Below are 24,467 nucleotides of genomic sequence, written 5' to 3' on the forward strand. Positions count from 1 at the left end.
TGACCTAGAACATGAAGTATTTGCGTAAATAAAAAGTAATGGGTGCAAAATCCCTGCTAAAGCACCACCAAATTCATTTAGTAATGAAAGATATTTTAAAGTGCCAAAAATCTAAATAAAAACAATAATTAACCTTCAGACAAAAGTTACACTCATTCCAATTATTAAACTTTTTTAGCTTATCTTTTTCCAATAAAAAACCCATACTCAAAGTATGGGTTTTACATGACTTTTACAATCTTAGTAAATTAAGCTTTTAACCATTTCTCTACTTTCGCTTGATCTTCAATCTTTAGTTCTACTTCTGTCAAATCAGAACCCATAGCGCAAACTTCAAATTGCATTAGCTCATCGCGACGGAATGCCAATACAGTATAACTACCTGTTTGCTTCGCATACTGTTCAATAAGCTTGGTCGTTGCTTTTAAACCATCAATGGCAATTATGACATCATTGGCAGAAAGTCCCGCTTTCGCCCCGACACCATCACGGCGAGCAGACTGAATCAAGACACCTTCAGGTTTATCAGCAAGCTTTAAGCCCAATGCTAAAGACTTCTCATTTTTTAGTGTAAAACTGACACCAAATTCAGGGAGCAACTGATCTAACGGCAATTCATCAGTGGTATTAATCAAATGATTAATCTGTTCCGACCAATTATCACCCGTTAAGGTATGACACAATTCAAAAATAGTACGCTCATGAACCTGAATGCCGTTCTGTGCATTTTCATACAATTTACGCATTAAGGCATCTAAGCTTGAACCGCGTAAACGCAAACCTAAATCTAGGCACAATGCCACTAAACAACCTTTGTTGTAATAGCTTGTACCTGCATTATTTGAATTTTCATCCTGACGATAAAACTTCACCCATGCATCAAAACTAGATTCCGACACGGACTGAACGAAACGTCCAGGGTTTTGTAAATAACGATCAATCTGCGCTTTTAATAAGGTCAAATACGATGCCTGATTAATCACACCACTGCGCAATAAAATCAGATCATCATAATAAGAAGTAAAACCTTCAAAAATCCACAGCAAAGAGGTATAGCCCTCTTTGTTCAGATCATAATTGACAAAGTTTTCTGGGCGAATGAATTTCACCAACCATGAATGAAAATATTCATGACTACATAAACCTAAAAAGCGTTGATAGTCTTTAGATGGTTCTTCAGGTTCATCCGCTTTCGGCAAATCATCACGCGGAGTAATCAGGCTGGTACTATTAGGATGCTCTAAACCACCATAGCTGTTGCCCGTCGCCATGGTCATAAAGGTATAATCTTTAAATGGCGCAGAACCGAACATTGAAATTTCGGTGCGACAAATTTTTTCAATATCCTGTTGCATACGTTGTGCGTTCATTGCATGTTTGCCAGAAACCACAAATTCATGTGCAATGCCATTCGCTTCAAAACTAAAACGAGTCTGATCCGCCAATTCAAATGGTGCATCAATTAATTGCTCATAATTGTCTGCATATAAGGTATAACGGCCCTTAACCAAAGTCTTGGTTTTTAAACCTGTTGCAATTTGGAAATGCTTTAATTCTGCTGGTAAGAAAACTTCCACCTCAATGGCTTTATCTTCTTGTCCTTCTAGACCTAAGCATGTACAAGCAGGGTTTACATATAAACGAGACTGGTCAACATAAGCACCGCGCACAGATAAGTCATAGGCATAGACATCATATTCAACCGTGATTAGCTCATGGTCGGTATTAAATAAACGCCATTTATTCTTTTCAAATTTCTGAATTTGTAAAACACGTCCATCTTCATCATAGGCACGGACAGATTCAATATGTTTAGAAAACTCACGAATTAAGTAACTTCCCGGAATCCAAGATGGAAGCGACAAGACCTGTGTTGGGTCTGCTAAGAAACGTGCGGTAACATGAATAAGGTGCTGACGATAATCGTCAAATTCGATTTGATAATGCAGCATAATGGGCAATACGAAATAAAAAAAAGATAACTTGGCAATAAGCTTAACATTTTTTAGCTTTGTGATGCTGAACTGTCGCAATTGTCTACAATTAAGACTAGTCAGCAGAAAAAAAAAGGCATAGCATTCCCTAAATTTTTTGTATTTCTCCCCTAGGGATGGGTCTTAAGGAACTTCATTGAAACGCGTAATCTACTTCATCTTGGCGCTCTTGGCTTTATACTCCACGATCACACATGCTACCTTACTTAATATTAATCCAGAAACAGTAGAAGCTGAGGCTTGGAGCATTCTGGACCCACAATCGGGACAGGTCATTGCTGAACATAATAGTCATATCAAACGTGCCCCAGCCTCTTTAACTAAAATGATGGTGGCTTATATTGCCCTAAAAGAAATTAAGGCAGGTCATTTAAATAAAGATGAGGTACTTACCGCAACACCAATCGTTCAGGTCGTGCAGTGGGATGAATCTCAAATGTATTTAAAACAAGGCGAGCAGATTACTGTAGACCATCTTTTAGCGGGTTTAATTGTGATGTCTGCCAACGATGCAGCCGTGACCTTAGCAGAGAAAATTTCAGGTAGTATTCCTCAGTTTGTTGAGCGTATGAATAAAGAAGCCAAAGCGCTTGGGATGAACGATACCTTTTTTCAAAACCCCGCAGGCATTACCATGCCAGAACATTATTCCTCTGCTGCCGATTTAGCACGTTTAGGCAGTGCGCTAGTAAAAGATGTGCCTGAATATTTAAACTATTCAAAACAAACCAGTTTTAGCTATAACAATCATTTTCATAAAGCCACCAATATTCTCTTAAAGCAAGATCCTTCAGTCGATGGCATGAAAACAGGTTTTACTAAAGCAGCAGGCTATAATCTAGCTTTAACAGCAAGTCGTCCGACTGGACTATATAACGAACCAGATCGTCGCCTCATTGTGGTGGTTTTAGGGGCAAAAAGTGGTCTAAAACGCGCTGAGGTTGCACATAAGCTGATGAATATTGCTTATACCTATACGCGTAATGAAGTCGCAATCAAAGATAAACAGCTCATTGCAGAATTACCCGTGATCAAATCAACACTAAAGATGTTCAAAGTTGAAACCAAACAGCCTCAGCTAATCACAACTTCACTGTATGACCCTGCTTTAAGCATTGATATGAATACTTTTGATCAGCCACACCAACGCATTATGTTAGACACTGGCAATGGCGTACCACAAAGTATTGAACCGCTACAGCAAACCCAAACGCATATGAATGTAGAAGTGAACGAAAAGCTATTAACCGCACCTTTAGCGCAAGTCATGAAATTAGCCACTATCAACGTTTATCAAAATGATCGTTTAATTAACAGCATTAACATTAGTGATGATGTAAATATTGAAGAAGCAAATACTTTTCAAAAATTTGTATTTTGGATTAAAAGCCTATTTGGACTATTTTCATCTGACTCAGATGCTGTAAAAATCTACCCATTACAACCATAATAATAAAGTTTTGAAACATATTAAAAGAAGGTGGCATATCCCTGTCATCTTCTTTTTTTATCACAATAATAAAATTGCATTGAAATTTATAAATTCACCCTTATTAATGAAAAAACCATCATATAAATGGTGAAAATGCATTTTTTTCGTAAATTTAGTCTACAAAAATGCAATTTCACTTTATGATGTACCCTTTAAAAATTTGAATGGATCAATAACATGACTGCTATTGCAAATAACCTTGTGGTTTCTTTCCACTACACATTAACTAATGCTGAAGGTGAAACTCTAGACCAATCTCAAGGTGAGCCACTTGCCTATTTGCACGGTGCGGGCAATATCATTCCTGGTCTTGAAAAAGCATTAGAAGGCAAAACTGTAGGCGAAAAATTCACAGTAAATGTACCTGCTGCTGAAGGTTATGGCGAATACAACCCAGACCTAGTACAAGAAGTTCCTGCTCAAATGTTCCAAGGCGTTGACAACATTCAAGCGGGCATGCAATTCCAAGCTCAAACTGATGACGGTGTTCAAATCGTTACTGTTAAAGCAGTTGAAGGCGAAAACATCATTGTAGATGCTAACTTCCCACTTGCTGGTCAAGATTTAACATTTGCTGTTGAAATTATTGAAATTCGTGAACCTTCTCAAGAAGAATTAGATCACGGCCACGTACACGGTGCGGGCGGTCATCACCACTAAGATCTTTTGATCTCATGTGAAAAAAGGCAAAGTTTTACTTTGCCTTTTTTATTGTTTCGGATATGGCTCTGCAATAGATAAACTTTTAAATATTATTAAACTGATGTGAACACAAATAATGGCTGATTTTGTCTTTAACCGGCTGATAATCATCTGAATGAAATAAGAAAAATCTATCCAAATAATGCAAATGACTCAAATTTAAATACTGATTCATTTCTGCACACCATTGCGTCTATTTTTCTAAATTTGAATAAAAGCAAAGCCCATTAAACCTAATGAGCTTTAAGTTACTAGCTGTAATTTCGAAGTAATTGGCTTAAACGGGATGTTCTTGTTGCATACTGACGCTAAAAGCTTTACATCCCTTTTTCAGTAAAATAAAAGCCATTACACATGAGCAAGCGCCAACAATAGACAGCGACATCCCCACCATCAATGGGTTTCCAAAGATTTTATCGGTCATTAATGCCACCAAAGTTGTCCCTATTCCAACTGCAACTAAGTTGCTGATCAGTAGAAAAACCGCTGAAATTTGGGCACGTATTTGGTTAGGTGCAAGCATTTGCATTGCGGTTGTTGAAATAGGCATTGGAAATGATGCAAAGAACATTGCTGGAACCAATAGTGCCACAGACAACCATAATTCAGACACTTGAGTAAATACAATCATTGGAATAATTAAACCAACAATACCCATAACACCCGTGATCATAGGTGCATCTTTTCTACCTTTTTGAATAAACCAGTCATTTAACCAACCTGCACAAAATACACCTAAGGTATTTGCCACCAACATGACCGTACCTAACATATAACCCGCTTCTGTCGGTGTTAATCCATATTTACGCATATAAAATGCAGGCGTCCAGCTGATAAGGCAGTACAGCGCCATGGCATAGAAGGTAAAACCGAAATAATGACAGCCAAAAGTGGTGCTATGTTTCTTAATAAACTTAAAGGCTTTTTTCATACTGGTTTTTTCAACGTGGCCTTGCGCATCTAGACGCTGACCTTTACGTTGCGGATCGCGTACCGTCAAAATAAACAACAAACCAATAAATACACCCGGCAAACCCACAAGAATAAATGCCATTTGCCATGCTTTAATTACACCTAATAGTGGCACTTCAATCAAGCTCATATTTTTCAATAAGCCAATGACATAACCACCCACTAAAAAGGCAATCCCTCCACCAACAAATGAACCACTGGAATATACGGCAACTGCACGACCTAGTTTATCTTTACTGAACATATCACTAAACATTGAATATGCAGCCGGTGATAATGTGGCTTCTCCTACACCCACCCCCATTCGGCTAAAAAACAGCTGTATGAAACTCTTACTTAAACCACACAAGGCAGTCGCAATACTCCAAAAGACAATTCCGACAGCAATAATTTTAGGGCGCGAAAATCGGTCTGCTAAATATGCCAGAGGTAAACCCATAAAGGCATAGAATAATGAAAATGCCAAACCGTGCAATAAACTGAATTGGGTATCTGATAAATTTAAATCTGCTTTAATTGGCTCAATCATCAATGCCAAAATTTGACGATCAATAAATGAAAAAATATAAGCCAACATACAGAGTAGTACTACATACCACGCATATGCATTCGATTTTTTACTGACTGTGATAGCTTGTTCCTTGAGAGGGCTATTCATGCAACTTATTCCTTGTATGACGGCTTATATTCCTTATAAGCCCATATTTCCTTTACCCTAAATAATCCGAATCCTGCTTAAGGAAATAAGAATATTCACCTTGAGACCCATTCGCTATTTTGATTATGAAAAAATCGATAATTTGATCTGATAGCACTAAAATCAGATTCAAATAAGTCAAAAATTACATTTATTTCATGATTTTAAAGAAAAACCTTATCCAAGATTAGAGTTCAACAGGGAAAATATTTTGTTGAAGAATAGAATAAAAACACTTTCTTTCTAAAACTTGCTGTCACATACGCAAATTTTTAAGTGAGAACCAATATTTAGTCGCTGATTTTATTTGTTTTTATGTACCATATTCCACATCTTTTTAAGTATAAAATTATACCTTTCAAATGATTCAACTTTTACTGACAAAATTAGGTAAATCGGTAACTTATATTCAATAAATTTTAAAATTTATATTAATCGATTAGAGCACTGAGCATATGAATATACATTTTTAAGCCTATGACAAAGCTCACGCTAAAAATGTAGCTCCTGACAAATTTAAGTTGATACTTTTTATTTTGAATTCGACCATTTTCAATTTGCATGCAACGATATAAATTTTTTTCAATACAATATTTTATGTATTTCAGACTTAGGCTTATAAACTTAAAAAAGCAAAAGTAAATAAACCTAAGTTTTTTGAAAAAAAAGTGCTTTTAAGCTGTAAATGTTTCTTGTAGAAAGCGCCAAAGCATTTTGCCTTGAATTTCTTCAATTAATGCACAAGAGCGACGGATTAATACGCCAGTTTCTTTTGTATGTTTCTCTGTATAAGTTAAAACAATGCTTTGTTCATTTTGTGAAATAATTTCTTCGTCATAGATTTCAATCTTGATATCTGGCATTTTCCCTTGATTATTTGCAAACAATTGCTTCACTTCTTCAAATTTAAATTTTTTACCTGCCGCGCCAACCATTTCAAAATTTTCAGAAAAATGGTTAATCAATAATGCTAAATCTTCATCATTGTTTACGCCACTAAAAATTCTTTCAATAAGTACATGCATTGTATGTATGCTTTCAATTGCTTTTTCTGCAGAAAGTGCCATGTCTATTTCCTTATATGTAATATTGACTCGTATAATAAATCAAAATTACATGTAAAATTCAATATAATTTATTTTAATTTAGTACAAAAAATTTGTGATGATCAATAAACGTCGCATACATCAATGAAAAACAGATTCAGAGTATTTTTTAAAAATTCTATTTTTATCAAAATTTATTACAAATAAATGTAGTTTTATCTATATAAAAATCAACCTATTAATCAAAAAAATCAGTTGTAAAATTATGCTGTATTTAGAAGTATGTCTATTCATCAAGAGTGCATCTAACAGGAAGAATAAAAATACTTTGCGATAGCTTTTAAGTTTATTTGATTACGATGAGAAGAATACTGTGCTGAGTGAGTTTGTAGATGAGCGCATCACATATAGGGAAAATCTCCTCTCTTCCGGAAATACACAAAAAAAGCCCACTAAAAATAGTGGGCTTTTTCTTGTTGAATAATCAACGAATTTTGGTAGGTATAAGCAGACTCGAACTGCTGACCTCTACGATGTCAACGTAGCGCTCTAACCAACTGAGCTATACACCTAGAATGAACAGAATCATATTCAATTATCTTTACTTAGACAAGAATTTTCATAGCTTTTTAAGTGCAAATGCACAAGTTTTAAACAAAACCTTCATTTCTTTTATCTTTTCCTCTGATTCACTTTTCGGTGCATACATATACTGCTCATATAAATGACTTAATCGCTTAAAATATATCAGGTCTTGGCTCTGAACCAATGAAGACAAGCGCGTCATCCAACCTGAAAAAGTCTCTAAAGATTGTCTTTGTAGTGTTAATGGTAATTTGACATTAAAGTGTTGAATACAACGTTCTAATTCAGATGTCTGAGTAAACAACTTCCAACGAATCCAGCCAAAATACATTACAAGTAACATCACCATACTTATGATTAAAATCAGTACACTTGAATACGCGGAGTCTCCCCCTAACTTTTGCAACCAACTGCGCTGAGATTCCGCATTATATCCCACGACTTTGCTTTGCCATTGATAACTAGCGTAATCCCCCCAAATACGCATTTTGGTTAAAAGCGCATACTGTTGGTATGACCACTCAGACTGATTCCCGCCTAGAATTTGCCTATCACTCTCTCGGTAGTTTTGCATCCCTTCGTCTATACGTAGAGGCGCGACAATGGCCGTTGGGTCATACCGTTGCCATCTTCCATTTAACCAAACTTCAGTCCAAGCATGCGCATCTAACTGACGCACTTCCCAGCTTTTACCATCTGGGGCAAATTGACCGCCTTGATAACCCGCCACAACTCTGGCTGGAATACCAACGTAACGCATCAACATGACAAAACTAGATGCATAATGCTCACAAAACCCTTGTCGGGAATGAAATAAGAAATCATCGACACGGTTTTGGCCTAAAGTTCCAGAGCTTAAGGTATAAGCGAAATTATGGCGTTGATACCATGCAATGACCTTTTCAACATATTTTTGAGGATCTCTAGAGCTTTGAGCAAATAACTCGCTTGCCAATTGTTGAGATTTGATATCTCTATCTTTAACAGTTTGTGTATTCAGTTTGATTTGCCAATTTAATTGACGCTCATTTATAGGTAAATCTGTTGTCCCAACCCACATAAGTGAAATAGGCTCATTCCTACTATTTAGTCGTTGTGGAGTAATCCGCCCATCTTGACCCAGTAGATATTGACCATTTACAGATATTGATTGTTCCAGCCCCATCACCCAAGCAATGTTTGGATCTGCAGCTAAATATTGGTAAGAAAAAGGTTTTGACCTTTTTGAGATCACATCATTGGACTGAATCACCCTTTGATTCAAAGTACTACTCGTCCAACGAGTTCCATCATATTCATCCAGCACCAACGCTCTCCAATAAAGTTCAGAGCGTGCAGGTAATTCATTCAGATGACCAGTAATCCTAAACGCCAAAGCACTGGACTGCGAAAGTTTAGCAATGTCACCGGGCGACATACTGTCACTGATACCCGTCACCGCTTTATTTTCTGGAATAGGAATATGCCAAAGAGGTGGTAAGCGTGGAAAAAATAAAAACAATAAAATAAAAAATGGTAAGGCGTAGAGTAAAAATTTACCCACATGCCAAACATCTTGTTTTAAAGCGATCAAATTTGATTTTTGATTTTCATCAAATTCTGCGACTTGTATTCGATACAAACCAATAAAACAACTTGTTAAACACAGTAAAACCATAACAGCCATTGCAAAAGATTGACTGAATAAAAACAGACTTGCACTCACAAAAAATGCAAAATTAAACAGAATAATCACATCTCTTTTGCTTTTACTTTCTAAAGCTTTTGCAAATAAGAAAGTTGCTAAAACAGCAACTCCAGCTTCAACTCCTAAAAAGGTTTGATAACGCAAATAAATACTGGCTAAAGCCAAAAAAGTCAGTCCAAAAATCAATACTGTATGTAGCACCGACTGAGTGGCTTGTTTACGAAAAAATAGATATACCCAAACGACGATAAAGACACCGCTAAGTAAAGCGGGAATAAAAGCCAACTGCGCAACTATCAATAAGCCCAAACTAACAAGAATTGAAATGCGGATTGTATTTGGAATCATAATTAAGCCTGCGCTAAAAGCAACTGCGCTTTTATCAATTGCTGATCGCCCCAACCACTAGGCAATTGTCCATGTGGCAAATATAAGGAATATGCACAATGTTGCTGTTCACACTGCTCAACCAGTCCCATCATTAAGCTAAGTTTCTCTTCATGCGATGGGCTAGGCATATGTTCATAGTAAATTTCAACATGTTGCTGATCTTGATATTGTTCAAAAACTTTAACGAACATTCCTTGCCCACGCGCAACCTGCTTCCAAGAGACAGCTTGCAAGGAATCACCTAAGGTATAGTTTTTTAATTCACGAAATTCATCTAAATCTTGCTCAAAATTTTCATGTTGGTATTTATTTTCTGCGACTGTCCATGTTGCTTTTGGTGCAATCCAACAGGTTTTTTGCAAATATAAATACGTCCATGCCCGAACCAAACCAAAAGGATAAACGGAAAATATCTGAATATCAGGATAACTAAACTGACCGCGATTTTCTGCTAAAAATGAAATTTTGAATGTCTGCTTTCGTTCAGTTATACATATTTTATGGACTTGCTCTTCTGTTTTAATCCATAAATAGCGTCTGTGGGGTTGCGCTTGGTTAAAGTACAAATCTAAAGATATTTCTTGACCGACTTGGCCAAGTTCATGACTTGAAACATCTATTTTTAAACCATGTAATTGCTTAAATGTCAGATAAAAACTAATACAAAATACCGCGCTAATTAAAAAGCAAAAACCCAATATTAAGTTATTTGCATAATTCACCCCAGCAATAAAAGTGATAAAAATCAGGACTAAAAACAAATAACCTTGTTGATAAACAAAGACCAAAACATCATTTTGTTTAAGCTGTTTTTCTTGCTGAAATGTGAAGCGCTTCACCAGCCAATTTTGCCATATTGATGCCAAGCTACTCTCCTTAAGCAACACTCACCTGATGCATAAGTTTAATCACTTCGGCCTCGGTTGCTCCAATCCGATGTGCAACCACAGCACCAAAAACCGCTTGTACATCATCTGGGGTCACAAAACCACGCTGTTCAATTAAAGCATAAGCTTGTGCTGCTTTTTTTAAGGACAAAACACCTCGTGTCGATAGTCCTTGTCGGCCCTTTCTGGTTTCTTCTGCTAAGTCTAAGATGTATTCAAGTACAGCATCACTGGTATGAATTTTTTGCACCAATTGCTGTAAATCTAAAATATCTTTTTCATGAAATACATGCGCTAAGCCCGCAATCAGCTCCTGCCTTGAATGTTGTTGCAACAAGGTCTTTTCCGCTTGGCGTGAAGGATAACCTAAAGATAAACGCATTAAAAAACGGTCTAATTGCGATTCAGGCAAGGCATACGTACCACTTTGAAATAACGGATTCTGCGTTGCAATGACCCAAAATGGCTGTGGCAATACATAGCGTACACCATCAACCGTGGTCATCCCCTCCTCCATGGCTTCTAACAACGCACTTTGGGTTTTAGGGCTACAGCGGTTAATTTCATCTGCAAGCAAAATTTGTGTAAAAATCGGCCCGTGTTTAAATTCAAATAAGTGCTCTTTTTGATTAAACATATTAATGCCAATAACATCACTGGCCAACATGTCGTTGGTAAATTGAATCCGCTGAAATTTCAAGCCCGCCAAATGTGCCAAACTGCTGGATAAAGTGGTTTTTCCCAATCCGGGTAAATCTTCGAACAAAATATGACCACCAGCCAAAAGACTGCATAACGCTAATTTGGTTTGATGATTTTTATCAAGAATAATTAAATTAATTTGCTTCAGGAATGCATCAATTTTAGGATAAAACACCATAAGTTGCTGATCATCAAGTATCTCTGCTGACTCGGTGTTTGCTGTTTTATTCGATCCCCAAAGCACGTTCTATTCCCCAATAAAAAGTATAAACAAAAGCCTAACATACAGGCTTTTCCTTCAGGTTCAAAGTTTTAAGCACAAATTCATTCGCACCCTATATAATCAAGCAGTGAGTTCACATTAAAAATATTACAGGTTTACCTAGAGCGCTACGTTGACATCGTAAAGGTCTTCCACAAGGTGTGGTTTACCTGTAAAAAATATAGTATTTTTATTTTCCATTAAAAAATGAAGATAATAAAAAACGGCACCTAAATGCCGTTTTTTAATGCGATAAACTTTAGCAAGGACACTTCTTCATACCGCCACCAGCCGATGGATAACGCGCATCGACACAATGACGATAAAAAGTTTTAGCATCCATCGCTTCTAAATCTGGATGATTCTTTTTCATGTGTTCCAAATAGTTTTGATAATCAGGCACACCCACCATCAAACGGAAACTTTGCTGCAATTGTTGCCAGAGTGTGGCAATACGTGACCAATTTTTCGGATTTAAGATCAAATCCTTTTGCGACATAATGGTCATTTTAATGATTTTATAAATCACTGTTTTTCCACTTTTTGCAAATTTAAGATTCATCACTTGCTCCTCTTAATGGTGTTTATTCGCGACAATTTCTTCAGGATCACGATAAATTGCCTCGGATTCATGAACTGTTGGCACTGGGCTAGCTAAGGCTTGACGAATAACCTTAATCGCTGCAACCAACATAACCACTGCAACAAGCATAAAGAATCCGCACAACGCAGCATTGATCTGATTAGACATTGCAACCGTCTGCATTTCTGCAATCGTTTTCGCAGGTGCTAAAATTTCATTCTTAGCAATTGCGGTATTAAAACGCTCAGCTTGTGCCAAGAAACCAATTTTTGGGTTTTCATGGAAGATTTTTTGCCAACCCGCAGTCATTGAGGTAATGAATAAGAAAACGGTTGGAATCACGGTGACCCAAACATATTTCTCTTTTTTCATTTTAAATAAAATAACTGTACCTAAAATGAGTGCCATGGCTGCCAGAATCTGGTTACCAATACCAAATAAAGGCCATAAGCTGTTAATACCGCCCAATGGGTCAATAACACCTTGATAAACGAAGAAGCCCCAACCTGCAACAGCAACGGCTGTACCCAACATATTTCCGAAGAAATTGTGTGAGTTTTTAATCGCAGGAATAACAATGCCGACAGTATCTTGAACCATAAAACGACATGCACGTGTACCTGCATCTACTGCTGTTAAAATAAATAAGGCTTCGAACAAAATTGCAAAGTGATACCAAAAGGCCATCATTGAGCGGTTGTTAAAAATTTCAGTAATGATATGCGCCATACCAATGGCAAAAGTAGGTGCACCACCTGTACGTGACAAAATTGAATGCTCACCCACTTCTTGAGCCAGCAATGTCAACGCTTCAGGTGTCACCACAAAACCTAAATTGCGAACGGCTTCTGATGCAGACTCAACCGTAGTACCCAACACTGCAGCTGGTGAGTTAATTGCAAAATAGATACCCGGATCAAGGATCGTTGCGCAGACCATTGCCATAATTGCAACGAATGATTCCATCAACATCCCACCGTAACCAATCATACGAATATCGGCTTCGTTATTGACTAATTTTGGTGTTGTTCCAGAAGCAACTAACGCATGGAAACCTGAAATGGCACCACAGGCAATAGTAATAAATAAGAATGGGAACATTGACCCAGCAAATACTGGCCCAGTACCATCAATAAAATGTGTTACAGCTGGCATTTTCAACATTGGCATTGCAACCATAATACCGACTGCCAATCCTGCAATTACACCAATTTTTAAGAATGTAGATAAATAATCACGTGGTGCAAGCAACAGCCATACAGGCAATACTGAAGCAACAAAGCCGTATCCAATTAACCACCAAGTCAGTTCAGTACCAGTTAATGTAAAGATCGGGCCCCAATAGGCATGTTGTGCAACATCACCACCATAAATAATGCCGGCCATCATGAGTACAAAACCAATAATGGATACTTCGGCAATTTTTCCTGGGCGGATAAACCGCATATAAATGCCCATGAAAATGGCAATTGGAATGGTTGCTGCAATACTAAAGACACCCCAAGGGCTATTGGTCAATGCTTTAACGACCACCAATGCCAGTACTGCAAGGATAATAATCATTACCCCCAAAGCGCCCAACATTACAATCACACCGGCAAAAGAACCCAGCTCTTGCTTGGCCATTTCACCCAATGAACGTCCATCGCGTCGGGTTGAAATAAATAGCACAAGAAAATCTTGAACTGCACCTGCAATTACAACACCAATGAGTAGCCAAAGCGTGCCTGGTAAATATCCCATTTGCGCGGCTAAAATTGGTCCAACCAGTGGCCCTGCGCCTGCAATAGCGGCAAAGTGATGCCCAAACAATACGCCTTTATTCGTCGGCACATAATCTAAACCATCATTCAGGCGATGTGCGGGTGTCAAACGGCGTGGATTTAGCTCAAAAACTTTGGTCGCAATAAATAAACTATAGAAACGATAAGCAATGCTATAAACACAGATTGCGGCCAAAATAAGCCACACTGCATTTACATGTTCTCCACGACTGACTGCCAGTATTCCAAAGGAAACTGCGCCTATAATTGCGACAATAATCCAGAGCAGTTTTGATACTGGCCCAGACTTTTTCTCAATAGATTCCATTTCAATCCCTCATATCTGTTTGCATAAAAGCAGCTTTCATTTTTTCTTGTTCGAGATTTGGCTGTTTCATTCCTTGCAACTCTACTCCTCATGGTTTACTTTTCATGTAATACTTTGGCATGAAAAAAGGGATGATTTTCATCATCCCTTCTGATAATAGTCTATTTTTAAACCATTATGCACGTTCTAAATAATCGCCTGTACGAGTATCTACACGAACGCTTTCTTCTTGCTGTACGAACAATGGAACACGTACTACAGCACCAGTTTCTAATTTCGCTGGTTTACCACCACCACCTGAAGTATCACCACGGACACCTGGGTCAGTTTCAACAATTTTTAATACCACGAAGTTCGGTGCACTTACGTTCAATGGAACACCATTAAACAACATAATTGTGCAAAGTTCGTTAGAATCATCTTTTAACCATTTTGCAGCATCGCCCATCGCTGTTTTATCAGCAACGATTTGTTCAAAAGACACTGGGTCCATGAAGTTCCACATTTCGCCATCATTATATAAGTAGTTCATTTCTACTTCTTGGATGTCTGCAGCTTCTAAAGACTCACCAGATTTAAATGTTTTTTCTAAAACTTTACCTGAACGAAGATTACGCAATTTCACACGGTTGAACGCTTGGCCCTTACCCGGTTTTACGTATTCATTTTCCATGATTGAACATGGGTTTCCGTCAAGCATAACTTTAAGGCCTGACTTGAAATCATTTGTAGAATAATAGGCCATGACTGGCACACTCCAAACTTACTAGTTTAATCTATGGATACGAAGGAATTTTTGCTAACTGACTTGGCTTTAAATCGTAGCCACTTCATCAAAACACAACGCATATTGAGGTTTTAGTATTCTAAATGAGCAACATGCGACGAAGCAACGTAAATAATGACCCTGAAGCTTCAGCTTATAGGTAAAATACCCATGAAAAGCTGAAAATCTTGACAATGGAATCTCCATTGGCTAGCTTCACGCCTCAATCTAGACAATTTTCCTAATAACACTTTTGAGGTTAAGAGAATTGCCTGCAATCCCTAACCCAGCATTATATTTAACACGTGGCATGATAAACTATTTGTATCAAGAGCAAAACTGGCAATCTCAACTCAGCGACCTAATTACTGACCCTTTAGAACTGCTTGAGACCCTTCAGCTATCACCTGACCACTTACTGTCAGGCGCAATTCTTGCATCTCAAGCATTTAAGTTACGTGTACCACGTGCTTTTGTTGCAAAAATGCAAGTTGGCAATCCATTTGACCCACTTCTATTACAAGTTCTACCGCATCATTTAGAGCTCGAAGAACATGAAGGTTATGTCACAGACCCTTTAGGCGAAGAACAGGCCAATCAACAACCGGGTGTATTACACAAATACCAATCTCGTTTTTTGCTGACCTTAACAGGCGCATGTGCCGTGCATTGTCGCTACTGTTTTCGTCGCCACTTTCCCTATCAAGAAAATTTGCCAAAAAATGAAGATTGGCCAAATATTCAGCAATATATACAAAGTCAGCCAGATATTAATGAGGTCATTCTCAGTGGCGGTGACCCGTTAACCCTGTCTAATCGTAAATTAAAACTTTGGATAGAGCGTTTAGAATCTCTACCACAAATTAAATTTCTGAGAATTCATTCACGGGTTCCGATCGTAATGCCCAACCGTGTCGATGAACAGCTGATTTCTACATTAAAAAACAGTAGGCTGCGAATTATTCTAGTGGTACACTCAAATCACGCATCTGAGCTAGATGATTACACTTGTAGCAAACTGTCAAAGTTAGTCAAGGAACAAATCACAGTACTTAATCAGGCAGTCTTGTTAAAAGGGGTCAACGATACTGCTGATGTTTTAGTCAATCTAAGCTACCGTTTATTTGATGCAGGCGTTATGCCATATTATTTACATGTTCTTGATAAAGTAAAAGGTGCACATCATTTTGATCGTTCACCAGAAGATATTAACCAAATTTATACCGAAGTTTTAGCCAAACTTCCGGGTTATTTGGTTCCTAAGCTAGTACGGGAAATTGCGGGCGAAAAAAACAAGACACCGCTTTTTGGAGTTTCAACTTTTTGAGTTAAATAATAACGATGACTAATCCTACTTCAGATATTTTTCAGAATTCGACAGAACTTAAGTTAGATAAGCTTAGTTTTTGCCCGACCAATGCAAAAGGCCTGCAAGAATGGCTAGCGGGCGTGTCTATTTTACAACTCGGCACATCATCTAAATCATTATTCAATGCTTTAGTTGAAATTTCAGAACTCAAGTGTCAAGAAATGCTTCGTTTTGACTTGATTCAGATCTTGCACCCCACACTGGAAAGTATTCTCACCAGTCTAGAAAAACACTTTGCCAATCAAGGTTTGATTACCACAGATCGAAATGATCAGATTATTGAGCTGGCGATGCTTTTGCGTAGCCACTTTGCTAAAATTTATATTGATATTGCAAAACGTTGTCATCAGCAACTGAGTCAACAAAAATTTTCGATCTTCTCGTTTGGCCATAAAAAAAGTCTACAAACTGCACGCATTGCGTCAATTTATTATGCATTGCAACAACTGTCTTTGTTACTTTACCAACAACAAATGCTTTATACCGCACCAATGCCTGGTCAGTGGTTAGTTGCACACCAACTGATCGAGTATGCGGTAGAAAATAATTTCTACCAAAGTAATTTGAATCAACTACTGGGCACCCAGCATCAAATTAGTACCATTGCACAAGCTTATTCTCAGCTTATTTTATTGGATATCTTTAATACTAATCAAATTCGCCCCGCAGAGATTCAAGGCTTATTTTTATGTAGCTTTGATTGGGCTAAATTGGTTCAAATTTTACAAAAAGAGACTACGCTTTCACGCTATATAATTGATACAGAAAAAGACCATCCACCTGTTTTCAATACGAATCAAGCTGGACACTATAAACCTGATCTTTTTATATCAACCCAAAGCCTGCTCGATCACTTGGTTGAGATGCAAACAAAAAATGGGCAGTATTTATCTAAAAATGAAAAATTATTCTTAACCCCTGCTCTGCATTTTCATATTCATAATTTACTCTCTAATAATTCAGAGCGTAGACATGAGCGCTATGAGTACTCTGCACAAATTAATATTTGTTTTAGTTTATCTGTAGCACATTTTTATTTATCTAAAGGCAAAACCTTCAACGAGACACTCGATTTAGAGGCGAATTATAATTTACACAATGAATCTAGTTTTACCAATTCCATGGAAAACAATATGCAAGCAACATTGTCCAATGCCAAGGCCATTGACCGTGAAGCGAAGCAAATTCATTCTGCAGAAGTCCTCGATATTAGTGTAAACGGTTACCGAATTAAGTGGACGGGTGAAACGCCAGTACAACTAAAAACAGGTGAATTCATCCTTGTGCAAGAAAATGCACAAAGCCAATGGCGTGGCGGTGTGATTCGCTGGATTAAACAATCCACAGAAAAAAGTTTGGAAATTGGTCTAGAAGTCTTAACGCAAGACATGTTCCCTTGTGCAGCACATGTTCGAACAGATCGCAATACACATAATTATCAACCTGCTTTACTGACCCAAACCTCTCAGCTTGACCAAATTACCACCACCTTGATATTGCCAGGTTCAAACCTATTTCGAGAAAAACAAACCATTCATCTACGCCTAGGCAAAGAAGAATTGAAAGTTTATCTCACTAAAGCACAGTTGATCACGCAAAGCTTTATTCGTTTCGAATATGAATTATTAAATGATCAACAAGAAAGCACTGTAAAAGATTTTATTAACCACCAAGTAAATGAAATCAAAAATAATGATTTATGGGAAGCATTAAAGTGAGAAATCCATTATTGTCTAAAAAGTTAAAACGTACAGAAACACGTTTACTCATTATCGATGATAATCAAATACGTTATAACCAAATCCGTGATCTTTTAACTGCCAGTGAACACCATGTTCAAGCCACGTTGCTAGATGATCTACAGAACTTTGAAAAACAGCTAAATTTGAATTGGGATCTAGTCATTTTTGGTCGTGCTTATGATTTAAAATATGATCAGGCTTTAAGCTTAATCCGTCTATCAAAGCAACCCAACCTCCCCCTACTTCTACTCAAACCCAATGACTATGTGGCAGATCAATATGCGCATTATGTGCATAAAGGAATCTACGATATTGTCAATTTGGATAATCCAGATCGTTTTTATATCGATATTATTCGTGCACTTTCTTTCAGTCGCTTGGTTCAATCTCAGCAACAATTAATGGATGAGTTGGAAACCGCTCAAACCCAAGCACAATCTTTTGTTGAAGATAGCCATAAAGCCGTTGCTGTCATTCAAGAAGGTATTCATCTAGAAGCCAATGCAGAATATTTAAAACTCTTTGGTTTTAAAGAAAATGATGATGTTATTGGCTTACCATTACTTGATTTACTTCAACCCAAAGATTTGAATGACTTTAAACTCCGTTTTAAAAAGCTCTCTCAAGGACAGTTTGATTTAGGTCGTTTTGAACTTGATTCACAAAATACTCAGGTTTCAACTCAAAACCCATTAAAAATTGAATTCATCCCAGCAACCGAAGATGATGCGTTACAAATTACCATTGATATCGGCAGTGAAAATTCAGCTCACTCATCAACTTCAGAAAAAAATGTAGCGAAGCCAAATACCTATCAATTATTAAAACGTACTATTACCAAACAACCATCTGATATTAATGCCTTGGTTATTTTTTCTCTGGCATCCTGCGCAGAAGAAATTTTTCAAGTAAATTGGGAAACTTTTAAATCATATTTTCATGAACTTAAAGCCTTTCTCAAAGAACAAACTCATGCACCATTATTTCAATTGGAAAGTGGCGTTTATGTAGGACTGTTTCAAGCAGAGTCTAAAGCAAAATTAGAGTCTAAATTAATTGGCCTCAACTCACTGACTAAACCGCAACTGCTTACATTGAAACAAGATTCATATCCGTTAAATCTTAAAATAGGCTATACCATCTTAGACAATGACATTCGAGATGAAGCTCATTTTGATCAATTTATTGCACAAGCTTTCGTTACAACATTACCTCAAAGTTTACCAAAACCTGAACTCGATCTTTCTATGCCTGAGTTACAGTTTTCAATTCAAGAACCTGAAATTGTCGTACCTTCTGAAAGTCTAAATATTAATTTTAGTAAACCTGAGGTTGAAATACCGACTGAAATTCTCAATGAACCCGCTATTATTAAAGCTCTACGCACATGCTTGGAACGAGGTGAAATTCATTTAAAATATCAACAACTCTATGATAAAGAAGATGTAAATCTTTATACTTATGAAGTTACCAGTGGGTTTATTTTTAATAACAAATGGAAAGACATTACACAATTACGCGAACTTGCTGAAGATCAGGAACTTTCAATTAAATTAGACCGATGGATTTTAGTCGAATCATGTAAACAATTACATAATTTTATTATTCAATATCCAGATGCAAAATTGATTGTGAATTTAAACAAAGAAGTCTTGTTGCAAGACCGTACTTTCCCTGAGTTTATTTCAAAATTAATCACGATTATTCGCAGTAAACAACAATATCCTTTAAGTCTTCAATTTTCTGCAGATGATGTGAATCAAAATATTCCAGATGCGCAAAAGGCAATTGTAGAACTACATAAAAATGGTGCTGAAGTAACTTTACGTGATTTTGGCCACTCTATGTTCAGTGAAACCTTGTTGCGCCAAGTGGACGTCAATGGCTTAACACTGCATAAAAGCTTAACTGAAATGTTGAGTTCAGATAAACAATGTGCTGAACTTCAAGAAAAAATCACCAGTTACCATGAAATTAAAAACGTGCAAATTATGTTACGAGAGTTAAATGATATGACTTCATTTGCAAATGCTTGGAACGTTGATGCCCGCTTCATTCAAGGCGATTACTTCCAGAAAAAACTCGATCATCTTATTGATGTGCAAGACCAATAAAGTCTTGCGCACTTCCTCTCTACTTTAAGGTCTCATCGATTAAAAACATCTTTAAACCTTAAAATAGAGGAATAAAAAAAACGGGCATAAAGCCCGTTTTTTTTATTCTGAGTATTAATCGCGTTTGATTGAACGTGACATACCAGAAAAACGTTGTTTGAACTTGTCGATACGACCGCCAGTGTCAACGTTCTTTTGCTTACCAGTGTAGAATGGGTGGCAAGCTGAACATACGTCTAAGTAAAGAGTTTCTTTACCAGTAGCTGAACGAGTTTCGATTACGTTACCGCATGAACATGTAGCAACTAATTTTTCGTATTTTGGGTGAATATCGGCGCGCATCGTCGATGACTCCATAAAAGTAAGAAGGTTTAGCTGTCATCGCAATTGATCACTCTCCCCTAAGGAGGACGTGCTGTGGTAAAACAGCAGATCAACACCATAACAGACCATTCTCTTGGCCCACCGAAACGGATACCGTCAGGGCTAAGCACAACAAGTGGACGCTATTATACGAAATAAATCCATATAAAGCGAATTATTCTTGGTCTGCACCCGCAGACTGTTTAGCCCAATAATTTGCAATTACGCCACAAACCATTAACTGTATTTGGTGAAAAATCATGATGGGCAACACAATCATGCCTAAAGGCTGACCAATAAATAAAATCTGTGCCATTGGTACACCACTGGCCAAGGTTTTCTTGGAACCACAAAAGAAAATTGCTTTTTGATCAGCCCGATTAAAGCCCATCCAACGTGGAATATACAGGGTCAATAACATAATAAGGGTCAGCAATACTGAACACACTATAATTAATAAAATCAGGGTTTTCCCACTCACCTGATGCCACAGTCCTGCAACCACTGCACTGCTAAATGCACCATACACCACCATCAAAATTGAGCCTTGATCAAACGCTTTTACAATACTGGGCATTTTTTGCATATACGGTAGGACATATGGGCGAAGTATTTGACCCAAAATAAAAGGAATCAGCAATAACAAGGTAATTTGAATAATAGAAGCTGTTGGATCAAAGCCATGATCTGACTGGCCTAAAATAAAAAAACTGACTAAAACAGGCGTAATAAACATACCAATCAAATTGGAAAATGATGCACTACAAATTGCGCCTGCAACATTCCCTTGTGCCACCGATGTAAATGCAATTGAAGATTGCACCGTAGACGGCAAAAAGCACATAAATAGAAAACCCCAATACAACTCTTGGCCTAACATCGGCACAAGTATAGGCTTCGCAAGTAAACCTAACACTGGAAATAAAGCGAAGGTGAATGTAAACACCAAAGCATGCATTTTCCAGTGCATTATCCCTTCAATGACCGCTTCTCGTGAAAGCTTTGCGCCATGTAAGAAAAATAAAATAGCAATTGCAGCCGTTGTAATGACACCAAAAATGTCAGCTGATTTTCCATAAACAGGGAAAAAACTCGCTAAAATTACCATAACAAATAAAAGCACTGTGAACCTGTCCAGCGCCAGCATTTTTAACATATTTACATCCTGTAATTTATTAAAAAGTATAAAAACTTAACCATGAAAAAACCCAGTACGATTATTTTACCTATTGGTAAGTTTTATCTTACTGGGTCTCATCAATAAAGCTAATTTTCTAGTTTAATGTTCAACATTTTTCTAAACTATGGCTTTATTCATACTCAATTATTACGTGCATGTTCGTCTTGCTGAATCAGTTCAATTTTATAACCATCAGGATCTTCAACAAAAGCAATCACTGTTGTACCGCCTTTCATTGGGCCAGCTTCGCGTATTACATTGCCACCACGCGCTTTAATGTCATCACATGCTTGGTAGGCATTATCTACACCAATTGCAATATGACCATAAGCATTGCCTTGTTCATAACTAGCTGTATCCCAATTATGGGTGAGCTCTAACACAGTATGATGTTCTTCATCACCATAACCCACAAATGCTAAAGTAAAGCGACCTTCTTCATAATCACGCTGACGAAGTAAAGTCATACCGAGCACTTCAGTATAGAACTGCAAAGAACGTTCTAAATTGCCTACACGTAACATGGTATGAAGCATGCGCATATTATTCACCTTTTCGATTCAATTGTGCATTGTTATGGTCACGCAATAATCTTCCGACCCAAACCACTAAAAATAAAATGGGAATACCAATTAAAGTAGTCATCAGGAAGAATTTTGGATAACCAATATTGCTGACTATTGTACCTGAATAGCCACCCAAAATCTTAGGGGTAAGCGTCATTAAAGAACTGAAAATTGCGTATTGAACAGCCGTAAATGACACACTGGTTAAACTAGACAAAAACGCAATAAAAGCAGCGCCTGCTAAGCCTGAAGCTAAATTATCAATAATAATTGCAAAATATAACCACAACGAACTATAAGATTTAATCACCTTGCCTTTTAGTTCAACTTGCCCTTGATCATCGGTAATTGCCAAATTCATTGGCTGAATATCAATGTCTAGTGTACCGGCCCTATTGGCTACAGTATTGACCTTATACCGATGCTCTACACTGCTCTGAATTTTATTGCCTTCAAGTAATTGTGCAGTGATTGATTGACTTGGAGACTGTGCTAATGCATCACCTGAAATTGCTACGCTAAAAATACCATCTTTATCCAATTTCGCTTCAAATGGTTTGCCATCTAAAGTCACTTGAATCTTTTGATTTTCATTCAATGCTTGTGCAAACTGGCCACGAACGACCACACTATTTTGACTTTCATTGGCATTAATTAAGTTGTCCGCAGTCACTGGTAATAACAATAATTGTGTTGCATCTGCACCATTTAGATACGGCATTGCAACGGTCGTCGGGGCGCTATCATCATTCAAATAACTGGCTTCAACCTGAATTTGTTGTGCCAATTTTAAGCTTTCAACAGGTACTTTCAGTTTCCACGCGCCCGTCTCATCGGATTGCACTGTATAAGTCTGTCCACCAGCGATGACAGTTACATCATTTAATGGCTGACCAGATTTAACCAAACCAATAAAAATAAGATTGGTCGAACTGGCCAAAACGGCCCCCACAAACATCAATTTCATGATATTCATACGCTGTGCAAGCAAGCCTCCTAAAAAGCCCCCCACTAAGCTAAAAATCACCCCATAAACTTTAACTGCTTCTGCAATTTGTTCTTTACTAAAGTTAAGGTCTTGATAAAAAACGTTAGAGATCACCCCTGCAATAATGTCAGAAATTCGATAAAAACCAATCAATAACAACAACACCAAAGCCAACTTCATTCCATACCGCTTAAAGAAGTCTGCAATAGGATTGACCCATGTTTCATAGGCCATTTGCTGGTTGACTGCTCCCATTTTTACCAAGAGTGATCCTACGGCTAAAGCTACAGCTCCCGAACCAATAAAACGTACGGCTTCAAAACAAAATAATAAAAGCGAATCTTTAATATGAAGTTGAGCTTTCAATGCCTCAACAGCATGACCTGAAAAAATATAAGTCACAACAAAACTGATGACTGCAACAAAAAACACAGCCACAAGTCGATAATAATCGATGCGTTTATAGTCCTTATGGACACGCTCTACTTGTGGCTCTCGGATAATTAACGTGGTGATAATTCCCACCGACATAACACCCGCCATCGCTAAGTAAGTGGTTCTCCATGCTTCATAGATATAATTGCCTTTGGCTGTACCTAAATATGCTGCTAAAAATAATGCACCCGCACCCGCAACAATCATTCCAATACGGTAACCTGCATTATAAGTAGAGGCTAACACCGTCTGTAATTCAGTTTCTGCCAATTCAATTCGATAAGCATCTATGACAATATCTTGTGTGGCTGCCGAAAAACCTAACAGCACTGCACCAACTGCCATTTGATAAAGATAGCTTTGACCTAAAGATGGATCTGAAAATGCCATAATACAAATAGCACAAATAATCAGACATTGTGCAATGAGCAACCATGCTCTTCGTCGGCCCAACAATTTAGTTAAAAATGGAACGGGTAATTCATCAATTAAGGGCGCCCAAACAAATTTAAACGAGTAACCCAATGCGGCCCAACTAAAAAAAGTCACGGCGCTTTTATCAATTCCTGCTTCACCTAACCAAAGAGATAAACTGGAAAAAATCAACAGAATAGGAATACCTGCTGAAAAACCCAGAAACAGCATAATTAAGGCGCGACGATCTAAAAATGCGGTAAAAGCCGATTTCCATCCGGAAGTTTGTGTTGTCATCACATTATTTTTGTCTAAAAACGATTGTTGCTATTCAAACGCTTAATCGTATTTGTTTCAACAACATTTATGAAATCATTCTTTTATTTTATCGATTAAATCATAGCGCTAGCTTGATCTTTTTACAGAATCCAGTATACCTT

Annotated in this window: 18 protein-coding genes, 1 tRNA gene and 1 pseudogene; 5 read left to right on the forward strand and 15 right to left on the reverse strand. The window is 37.5% G+C overall.

Translation table 11 applies throughout. The features are described from left to right. Window positions 1-248: 248 nt before the first annotated feature. On the reverse strand, window positions 249-1,952 hold the full coding sequence (locus BBP83_RS04745) for a M61 family metallopeptidase (RefSeq protein WP_068886266.1): 1,704 nt from the start codon (window positions 1,950-1,952) through the stop codon (window positions 249-251). A 178-nt stretch (window positions 1,953-2,130) separates the two neighbouring features. Here BBP83_RS04745 and BBP83_RS04750 point away from each other — a divergent pair, with 178 nt between their 5' ends. Then, window positions 2,131-3,444 carry a D-alanyl-D-alanine carboxypeptidase PBP6B gene (locus tag BBP83_RS04750; protein ID WP_068886267.1) on the forward strand — a complete coding sequence of 438 codons (1,314 nt, stop codon included), beginning with the start codon at window positions 2,131-2,133 and terminating at the stop codon, window positions 3,442-3,444. 219 nt (window positions 3,445-3,663) lie between these two features. Continuing rightward, window positions 3,664-4,146, forward strand: a complete 483-nt coding sequence (locus BBP83_RS04755) for an FKBP-type peptidyl-prolyl cis-trans isomerase (protein WP_068886268.1) — start codon at window positions 3,664-3,666, stop codon at window positions 4,144-4,146. A 94-nt stretch (window positions 4,147-4,240) separates the two neighbouring features. On the opposite strand, the pseudogene BBP83_RS15440 reads toward BBP83_RS04755, so the two are convergent. From BBP83_RS15440 to efp, 10 genes and pseudogenes are all read right to left on the reverse strand, one after another. Then, window positions 4,241-4,363, reverse strand: a pseudogene (locus BBP83_RS15440) (AraC family transcriptional regulator); the annotation flags it as partial. Window positions 4,364-4,465: 102 nt separating this feature from the next. Next, a complete protein-coding gene (locus BBP83_RS04760; RefSeq protein WP_068886269.1) occupies window positions 4,466-5,818 on the reverse strand; it encodes a spinster family MFS transporter in 1,353 nt (450 codons plus the stop codon). A gap of 713 nt (window positions 5,819-6,531) precedes the next feature. Next, window positions 6,532-6,924: a DUF4440 domain-containing protein gene (locus BBP83_RS04765; RefSeq protein WP_068886270.1), complete on the reverse strand. Its 393-nt coding sequence runs from the start codon at window positions 6,922-6,924 to the stop codon at window positions 6,532-6,534. Window positions 6,925-7,398: 474 nt separating this feature from the next. Further along, window positions 7,399-7,475, reverse strand: a tRNA-Val gene (locus BBP83_RS04770). Between the two features lie 47 nt (window positions 7,476-7,522). Continuing rightward, window positions 7,523-9,523 carry a transglutaminase TgpA family protein gene (locus BBP83_RS04775; protein ID WP_068886271.1) on the reverse strand — a complete coding sequence of 667 codons (2,001 nt, stop codon included), beginning with the start codon at window positions 9,521-9,523 and terminating at the stop codon, window positions 7,523-7,525. Between the two features lie 2 nt (window positions 9,524-9,525). Then, window positions 9,526-10,431, reverse strand: a complete 906-nt coding sequence (locus BBP83_RS04780; protein WP_068886272.1) for a DUF58 domain-containing protein — start codon at window positions 10,429-10,431, stop codon at window positions 9,526-9,528. A gap of 10 nt (window positions 10,432-10,441) precedes the next feature. After that, window positions 10,442-11,332: an AAA family ATPase gene (locus tag BBP83_RS04785; RefSeq protein WP_415502324.1), complete on the reverse strand. Its 891-nt coding sequence runs from the start codon at window positions 11,330-11,332 to the stop codon at window positions 10,442-10,444. Window positions 11,333-11,675: 343 nt separating this feature from the next. Then, window positions 11,676-11,981 (reverse strand): YbdD/YjiX family protein, encoded by a 306-nt coding sequence (locus BBP83_RS04790; protein WP_171258038.1) that lies wholly within the window; start codon window positions 11,979-11,981, stop codon window positions 11,676-11,678. Window positions 11,982-11,990: 9 nt separating this feature from the next. After that, window positions 11,991-14,090, reverse strand: coding sequence for a carbon starvation CstA family protein (locus BBP83_RS04795; RefSeq protein WP_068886275.1), 2,100 nt, complete (start codon window positions 14,088-14,090; stop codon window positions 11,991-11,993). A 175-nt stretch (window positions 14,091-14,265) separates the two neighbouring features. Beyond that, entirely contained in the window at window positions 14,266-14,835 is a 570-nt protein-coding gene (gene efp / locus BBP83_RS04800; RefSeq protein ID WP_068886276.1) for an elongation factor P, read from the reverse strand. A 331-nt stretch (window positions 14,836-15,166) separates the two neighbouring features. Between efp and epmB the strand changes: the two genes are divergently transcribed. From epmB to BBP83_RS04815, 3 genes are read left to right on the forward strand one after another with little or no spacing between them, the layout of a single operon-like run. After that, complete coding sequence (epmB, locus tag BBP83_RS04805; protein ID WP_068886757.1) at window positions 15,167-16,183, forward strand: EF-P beta-lysylation protein EpmB; 1,017 nt, start codon at window positions 15,167-15,169, stop codon at window positions 16,181-16,183. A gap of 14 nt (window positions 16,184-16,197) precedes the next feature. Beyond that, window positions 16,198-17,943 carry a GTPase gene (locus BBP83_RS04810; protein WP_068886277.1) on the forward strand — a complete coding sequence of 582 codons (1,746 nt, stop codon included), beginning with the start codon at window positions 16,198-16,200 and terminating at the stop codon, window positions 17,941-17,943. Further along, window positions 17,925-20,081 carry an EAL domain-containing protein gene (locus BBP83_RS04815; protein WP_068886278.1) on the forward strand — a complete coding sequence of 719 codons (2,157 nt, stop codon included), beginning with the start codon at window positions 17,925-17,927 and terminating at the stop codon, window positions 20,079-20,081. Before BBP83_RS04810 ends, BBP83_RS04815 begins: the two co-directional genes overlap by 19 nt. A 114-nt stretch (window positions 20,082-20,195) precedes the next feature. On the opposite strand, the gene rpmE is transcribed toward BBP83_RS04815, so the two are convergent. The 4 genes from rpmE to BBP83_RS04835 all read right to left on the reverse strand — a co-directional run bounded on the left by rpmE (window position 20,196) and on the right by BBP83_RS04835 (window position 24,324). Then, complete coding sequence (rpmE, locus tag BBP83_RS04820) at window positions 20,196-20,423, reverse strand: 50S ribosomal protein L31 (protein ID WP_068886279.1); 228 nt, start codon at window positions 20,421-20,423, stop codon at window positions 20,196-20,198. Between the two features lie 196 nt (window positions 20,424-20,619). After that, window positions 20,620-21,600, reverse strand: a complete 981-nt coding sequence (locus tag BBP83_RS04825; RefSeq protein WP_068886280.1) for a bile acid:sodium symporter family protein — start codon at window positions 21,598-21,600, stop codon at window positions 20,620-20,622. Window positions 21,601-21,764: 164 nt separating this feature from the next. Further along, a complete protein-coding gene (gene gloA / locus BBP83_RS04830; RefSeq protein ID WP_068886281.1) occupies window positions 21,765-22,166 on the reverse strand; it encodes a lactoylglutathione lyase in 402 nt (133 codons plus the stop codon). 1 nt (window position 22,167) lies between these two features. After that, a complete protein-coding gene (locus BBP83_RS04835; RefSeq protein WP_068886282.1) occupies window positions 22,168-24,324 on the reverse strand; it encodes an AmpG family muropeptide MFS transporter in 2,157 nt (718 codons plus the stop codon). Window positions 24,325-24,467: the final 143 nt, after the last annotated feature.

This window comes from Acinetobacter celticus (assembly GCF_001707755.1).
Lineage (GTDB): Bacteria > Pseudomonadota > Gammaproteobacteria > Pseudomonadales > Moraxellaceae > Acinetobacter > Acinetobacter celticus.

Bases quoted from the DNA above. Each gene is read 5' to 3' on its own strand.
- BBP83_RS04745 (WP_068886266.1), bottom strand. From the start codon at position 1,952: ATGCTGCATTATCAAATCGAATTTGACGATTATCGTCAGCACCTTATT.
- BBP83_RS04755 (WP_068886268.1), top strand. From the start codon at position 3,664: ATGACTGCTATTGCAAATAACCTTGTGGTTTCTTTCCACTACACATTA.
- BBP83_RS04760 (WP_068886269.1), bottom strand. From the start codon at position 5,818: ATGAATAGCCCTCTCAAGGAACAAGCTATCACAGTCAGTAAAAAATCG.
- BBP83_RS04765 (WP_068886270.1), bottom strand. From the start codon at position 6,924: ATGGCACTTTCTGCAGAAAAAGCAATTGAAAGCATACATACAATGCAT.
- BBP83_RS04775 (WP_068886271.1), bottom strand. From the start codon at position 9,523: ATGATTCCAAATACAATCCGCATTTCAATTCTTGTTAGTTTGGGCTTA.
- BBP83_RS04785 (WP_415502324.1), bottom strand. From the start codon at position 11,332: ATGGTGTTTTATCCTAAAATTGATGCATTCCTGAAGCAAATTAATTTA.
- BBP83_RS04795 (WP_068886275.1), bottom strand. From the start codon at position 14,090: ATGGAATCTATTGAGAAAAAGTCTGGGCCAGTATCAAAACTGCTCTGG.
- efp (WP_068886276.1), bottom strand. From the start codon at position 14,835: ATGGCCTATTATTCTACAAATGATTTCAAGTCAGGCCTTAAAGTTATG.
- epmB (WP_068886757.1), top strand. From the start codon at position 15,167: ATGATAAACTATTTGTATCAAGAGCAAAACTGGCAATCTCAACTCAGC.
- BBP83_RS04810 (WP_068886277.1), top strand. From the start codon at position 16,198: ATGACTAATCCTACTTCAGATATTTTTCAGAATTCGACAGAACTTAAG.
- BBP83_RS04815 (WP_068886278.1), top strand. From the start codon at position 17,925: ATGGGAAGCATTAAAGTGAGAAATCCATTATTGTCTAAAAAGTTAAAA.
- rpmE (WP_068886279.1), bottom strand. From the start codon at position 20,423: ATGCGCGCCGATATTCACCCAAAATACGAAAAATTAGTTGCTACATGT.
- BBP83_RS04825 (WP_068886280.1), bottom strand. From the start codon at position 21,600: ATGTTAAAAATGCTGGCGCTGGACAGGTTCACAGTGCTTTTATTTGTT.
- gloA (WP_068886281.1), bottom strand. From the start codon at position 22,166: ATGCGCATGCTTCATACCATGTTACGTGTAGGCAATTTAGAACGTTCT.
- BBP83_RS04835 (WP_068886282.1), bottom strand. From the start codon at position 24,324: ATGACAACACAAACTTCCGGATGGAAATCGGCTTTTACCGCATTTTTA.